The organism is Mesorhizobium sp. M7A.F.Ca.CA.004.12.1.1, from assembly GCF_003997835.1.
Taxonomy (GTDB): Bacteria; Pseudomonadota; Alphaproteobacteria; order Rhizobiales; family Rhizobiaceae; genus Mesorhizobium.
Genome location: NZ_RZRK01000430.1, coordinates 1 through 5,383, shown reverse-complemented (window position 1 = coordinate 5,383; position 5,383 = coordinate 1). Strand labels below are relative to the sequence as shown.

Here is a 5,383-nt window from a genome sequence, read left to right as displayed (position 1 = left end):
GCCGCACGAGCAGCTTGCCCCGCGCGGTCGGCGTGATGCCGGCCCATTCCTTCGACCGGAATGCTGCCTTCGCGGACGCCACGGCGGCGTCCACCTGGCTCGCTCCTCCACGCGGGATCAGCGCCCAGGGCCTGCCGGTGAACGGATCATGGCTCTCGAATGTATCGGCTGTCGATTGCAACCGACCGCCGACCGTGTTCTGGAAACTAACCAGCGCCATATCGGTCCTCAACAGGTGGCAAAGCCCAGATGGGCGCGAAAACGGTTCTTGACCTCGACCGCGTCGCGCGGCGGCAGCGAGCGCGGCAGGTTCTCGGCGGTGATTTTCAGCACGAAAAGGCGCGGACCGTCGGCCGGGCGCCGAAGTTCTCCACAGAGCATGTCGACCTCCTCCAGCGTACGCAGCTCGGCGGTCTTCGAAAAACCGCAAGCGGCCGCGACCTTGTCGAAACCAATGCCCTTGCCGGTATGGCTGGACTGCATGCCGGTCTCGCCGAAATGCTGATTGTCGAGCACGATCAGGTCGAGATTTTTCGGCCGCGCCACCGAGATCGTCGCCAGCGAACCGAACGCCATCAGCTGTTCGCCATCTCCGGTGATCACCATGACCCGCTTGTCGGGTTGGGCCTGGGCAAGCCCGAGGCCGATCAGCGCAGCACCCCCCATGGCGCCCCAGAGATAGTAGTTGTCGTTGCGGTCGCCGGCGGCATGCACGTCGTAGCTCGGCGAGCCGAGACCGGTCACGACCAGGGCGCCGTCACGGGCGTCAAGCAGCTTCTTCACCGCAACCCGGCGGTCCATCGTCGGCAAATTCATGTCGCTCACCACTTCTTCTTGCCGAGCAGCCGCTGCCCGATCAGCACGGCAATCTGCTGGTCGGCGTCGAAAGCCATCAAGGCTGCCTGCGCCACCGTCTCCACCAGGTCGGGACCGGTTTCGGCGCGCAGCACCCTGAGCCCGATCGCCTTCAGCGACGCCTCCGTCGCCTGCCCCATCGGCACTTGCCACGGGTTGAACTCGGCCCATTCGCCCCGCATCGTCACCAGGACGAGCAAGGGGAAGCGCGCCTGCACGGGAAGCGACAGCATGTTGATGCAATTGCCGACACCGGAGGATTGCATGAGCACGACGCTCCGCTTGCCACCGAGCCAGGAGCCTGCTGCGATGGCGATGCCCTCCTCCTCCGTCGTCAGCACATTGGTGACGACTTCGGGATCCTCACTGAAAAGGCGGATCAATGTGGTATGACCGGCATCCGGCACATAGGACATGTGGCTGATGCCGGCAGCCTTGAGCACCTCATAGACCTGATCCGGCCACTGCCTTTCAGACACGGTCGGAGCGGCGGCAAGCGCTGCTGCTTCCGGAGGTTTTGCTTGTATGCTCGCCGTCACCTTGCATCTCCGAGATATTGGACTGGCATTAGACTAGCGCGCTTGACCGATGCAATCTTCGTCTCTTTCTCGTGATCAGATATAATGGTATTCGATAGCTCATGGAGTTATCGCAGCTACGCACCCTCATCCATGTCGCCGAACTCGGCAGCCTCAGCAAGGCCGCCGACCGGCTGCACATTGCGCAGCCGGCGCTCAGCCGGCAGGTGCGCATGCTGGAGGAGGAATTGGGCTTTGCCCTTTTCCTGCGCCACGGACGCGGCATGGTGCTGTCCGAGCAGGGCAAGGAGGTGCTGGCGCACGCCATGCGCGTGATGGCCGAGATCGACGAGATCCGCGCCACGGCCACACCCGCCGATGCGCCGCTGACCGGCGAAGTGGCCATCGGCCTGCCGCCCACCGTTGCCGACATTATTTCGCTGCCGCTGGCGGCCGCCTTCGGCAAGGCCCATCCCAAGGCGAAGCTCAGACTTGTCAGCGCCTACACCGGCTATCTGCTGGACTGGATGCACCGCGGCGAGGTGGACGTCGCGGTACTCTACGACCCGCGCATGGCGCGTTCGCTGCGCTCGCGCCCGCTGCTCCTGGAAAACCTCTTCCTGATCGGACCGCCGGATGCGGGATTTTCAACCGTGCGCGCCGTGTCGTTCGCCTCGCTCGCCGGCAAGCGCCTGCTGCTGCCCAGCATCAAGCACGGGTTACGCATCATCGTCGAACGCTGCGCCACGGATGCCGGCATCACGCTCGATGTCGGCATCGAAGCGGACTCCTATTCGGCGCTGAAGGACCTGGTGCGCAACGGCCATGGCTGGACGATCCTGCCGCTCGCCCCTATCCATGCCGATGTGACCGCCGGGCTGCTCACCGCCGCGCCATTGATCGATCCGGTGCCCGTGCGCCGCCTGATCCTTGCCTACCCGGCGGACCGGCCTGCCTCGCGGCTCGCGCGGTTTGCCGGACAAGCGATAGAGGACATCGCCAAGGATCTTGTCGGGCGGGCCGTCTGGGTCGGCCAGCTTCTCGGCCCTCCACCATAAGCATTAGAATTCCGTTATATCTGCTCACGTCCGCCCTGCATTGCTGACAGGGCACGGAGGCGCGATAGTGAGGCCCGCAGCAAGACGAAAACCCGGACAAACCTCATGGAAGCCTATCAGGACATTCGCGATGCCGTCGCCAGGCTGTGCACGCGCTTTCCCGGAGAATACTGGCGCGCACTCGACAGGGACATGGCCTATCCCGGCGACTTCGTCGCAGCGTTGACGCAGGCCGGTTGGCTCTCGATCCTGATCCCGGAGGCATATGGTGGCTCGGGCCTGCCGCTTTCGGCCGCCGCTGCCGTGCTGGAGGAAATCCAGCGCGCCGGCTGCAATGGTGGCGCCTGCCATGCCCAGATGTACACGATGGGCACGCTTCTTCGCCACGGCTCGGAAGCCCAGAAGCAGCGATACCTGCCGAAGATCGCCGCGGGAGAATTGCGCCTGCAGGCATTCGGCGTCACCGAACCGAGCAGCGGGACCGACACGGGGGCGCTCAAGACCACTGCTCGCCTCGATGGCGATCATTTCGTGGTCAAGGGCCAGAAGATCTGGACCAGCCGCGCCGAGCATTCGGATCTGATGCTGCTGCTGGCGCGGACCACACCGCTGAAGGACGGCATGAAAAAGACCGACGGCCTCTCCGTCCTCATCGTCGACATGCGCGAAGCCGTCGGCAACGGCCTCACAATCCGGCCGATCCGCACCATGATGAACCATGCCACCACCGAGGTCTTCTTCGACGATCTGCGCGTACCCGCCGAAAACCTGATCGGCGAAGAGGGGAAGGGATTCCGCTACATCCTCTCGGGCATGAACGCCGAGCGCATCCTGATATCAGCCGAATGCATCGGCGATGCGAAATGGTTCATCGAAAAGGCCAGCACCTACGCAAAGGAGCGGCATGTGTTTGGCCGGGCGATCGGCCAGAACCAGGGCATCCAGTTTCCGATCGCAAGGGCCTACGCCAACATGCGCGCGGCCGAACTGATGGTGCGCGAGGCGCTGAGCCTCTACGAGGCCGGCAAGAACCCCGGATCCGAAGCGAACATGGCCAAGATGCTGGCGGCCGACGCTTCGAACGAAGCAGCCAATGTCTGCATCCAGACTTATGGCGGGTTCGGTTTCGCGGAAGAGTACGATGTCGAGCGCAAGTTCCGCGAGACGCGTCTTTATCAAGTCGCGCCGATCTCGACCAACCTCATCCTGTCATACCTTTCCGAGCACGTGCTTGGACTGCCGCGTTCCTACTAGGAGTCGTCCGTGAACGTCCTCATCGTCTATGCACACCCGGAAGCAAAATCCTTCAACGGCGCCATGAAGGATCTGGCCGTGGAAACCTTGACCCGCGCAGGCCACGATGTGGTCGTCAGCGACCTCTATGCGATGGGCTTCAATCCTGTCGCAGGGCCGGGCGACGTATCGGGCGAGCGTAACGATCCGGACTTCTTCAGCCTGCCGCGCGAACAGACCGCCGCCTACGAGGCCGGCGCACTGTCGGCCGATATCAGTGCAGAGATCGAAAAGGTGAAGCGGGCGGCCTTCGTGCTGTTCCAGTTCCCGGTCTGGTGGTTCGGAATGCCAGCAATGCTCAAGGGCTGGGCCGATCGCGTCTTCGCGCGCGGTTTCGCCTATCTGCCGGGCCGCAAATACGACACCGGCATGTTCAGGGGAAAGCTCGCCATGGTGGCCGCCACCACGGGCACGTCGGCCGACACCTACGCGCCCGACGGCATCGATGGCGACATCCTCACCGTGCTGTGGCCGATCCACAATGGTCTGCTGCGCTATTCCGGCTTCGACGTGCTGCCGCCCTTCGTCGCCTACATGCCGGGCCGCGTCGGCGACGATGGCCGCAAGGCCTATCTGGACGCCTACCGCAAGAGGCTCGAGGACATTGATGGCACGCCGCATCTGTTCTTCCACGCCGCCGAGGACTACGGCAAGAACGAGCGGCTGAAGCCTGGTGTGCTGGCGCGCTCGGGAGTGCAGCGCAATGTCTGACGGCGCCCGCCCACTGGAGGGCCTGTTTGTCGTTTCGATCGAGCAGGCCGTCGCCGCTCCGCTCTGCACGGTCCGCCTTGCCGATGCCGGCGCACGCGTCGTGAAGATCGAGCGTCCGGAAGGCGAAACCGCGCGTCATTACGATTCCGCAGTGGAAGGCATGTCGGCTTACTTCGTCTGGCTCAACCGCGGCAAGGAGAGCGCGGTGCTCGACCTGAAGAGTGAGCACGACCTGGCTCTCCTGCACCGGATGGTCGCGCGCGCCGACGTCCTCGTGCAGAATCTCGTGCCGGGCGCCATCGACAGGCTCGGCCTCTCGGCCGATACAATTGCGAAAGAGTTTCCTCGGCTGATAGCCATCAACATCGTCGGCTACGGGCAGGACACGCCCTACGCGGCCATGCGCGCCTACGACATGCTGGTGCAGGCCGAAAGCGGCATCTGCGCCGTTACCGGCACGCCGGACACGCCAAGCAAAATCGGGGTTTCCGCCGCCGACATCGCCACCGGCATGAATGCCCATGCAGCGATCCTCGAAGCCTTGCTGGCGCGCCAGAAGACCGGGCGCGGCCGCATTGTCGAGATTGCCATGTTCGACGCCATGGCCGACTGGATGACCGTGCCGCTGCTGCACTACGAATATGCGGGCCGCGAGACGCAGAGATATGGCCTGGCGCATGCTTCGATCTACCCCTATCGACCTTATGCCTGTCGGGATGGCAGCGTGGTCGTGTCCATCCAGCAGAACAATGAATGGAAGCGCTTCTGCACGCTCGTGCTGCAAAGGCAGGATCTGTTCGCCGACGAACGCTTCGCCACCAACACCTGGCGGGTTGCCAACCGCACGGCGCTCGACGCCGAGATCGAACCGATCTTCGCGGCAATCGACTGCGACGAGGCCATAAGCCGTCTCGACGAGGCGCAGATCGCCTGGGGCCGGGTGAGTGC

The 5,383-nt window shown here is 64.0% G+C and carries 7 protein-coding genes; 4 read left to right on the top strand and 3 right to left on the bottom strand.

The window, feature by feature from the left end; all coding sequences use genetic code 11:
• The 3 genes from EN984_RS21545 to EN984_RS21535 form a co-directional block, all read right to left on the bottom strand.
• A partial coding sequence (locus EN984_RS21545; protein WP_127383937.1) for an aldehyde dehydrogenase family protein occupies window positions 1–220 on the bottom strand: 220 nt, incomplete at its 3' end.
• Between the two features lie 8 nt (window positions 221–228).
• Window positions 229–816, bottom strand: coding sequence for a thiamine pyrophosphate-dependent enzyme (locus EN984_RS21540; protein WP_127269711.1), 588 nt, complete (start codon window positions 814–816; stop codon window positions 229–231).
• A 5-nt stretch (window positions 817–821) separates the two neighbouring features.
• Entirely contained in the window at window positions 822–1,334 is a 513-nt protein-coding gene (locus EN984_RS21535; RefSeq protein WP_164748823.1) for a thiamine pyrophosphate-binding protein, read from the bottom strand.
• Between the two features lie 161 nt (window positions 1,335–1,495).
• Between EN984_RS21535 and EN984_RS21530 the strand changes: the two genes are divergently transcribed.
• The 4 genes from EN984_RS21530 to EN984_RS21515 form a co-directional block, all read left to right on the top strand.
• Window positions 1,496–2,431 carry a LysR substrate-binding domain-containing protein gene (locus EN984_RS21530; RefSeq protein ID WP_127267891.1) on the top strand — a complete coding sequence of 312 codons (936 nt, stop codon included), beginning with the start codon at window positions 1,496–1,498 and terminating at the stop codon, window positions 2,429–2,431.
• 105 nt (window positions 2,432–2,536) lie between these two features.
• The gene (locus tag EN984_RS21525) at window positions 2,537–3,685 is read left to right on the top strand and encodes an acyl-CoA dehydrogenase family protein (protein ID WP_127267892.1); all 1,149 of its coding nucleotides are present in this window, start codon (window positions 2,537–2,539) and stop codon (window positions 3,683–3,685) included.
• 9 nt (window positions 3,686–3,694) lie between these two features.
• Complete coding sequence (locus EN984_RS21520) at window positions 3,695–4,435, top strand: NAD(P)H-dependent oxidoreductase (RefSeq protein WP_127267893.1); 741 nt, start codon at window positions 3,695–3,697, stop codon at window positions 4,433–4,435.
• Window positions 4,428–5,383: CaiB/BaiF CoA-transferase family protein (locus tag EN984_RS21515; RefSeq protein WP_164765566.1), on the top strand; the 956-nt coding region annotated here is incomplete at its 3' end. The genes EN984_RS21520 and EN984_RS21515, both read left to right, overlap by 8 nt.

Coding starts and splice junctions, on each gene's coding strand:
- EN984_RS21540 (WP_127269711.1), bottom strand. CDS start 816: ATGAATTTGCCGACGATGGACCGCCGGGTTGCGGTGAAGAAGCTGCTT.
- EN984_RS21530 (WP_127267891.1), top strand. CDS start 1,496: ATGGAGTTATCGCAGCTACGCACCCTCATCCATGTCGCCGAACTCGGC.
- EN984_RS21525 (WP_127267892.1), top strand. CDS start 2,537: ATGGAAGCCTATCAGGACATTCGCGATGCCGTCGCCAGGCTGTGCACG.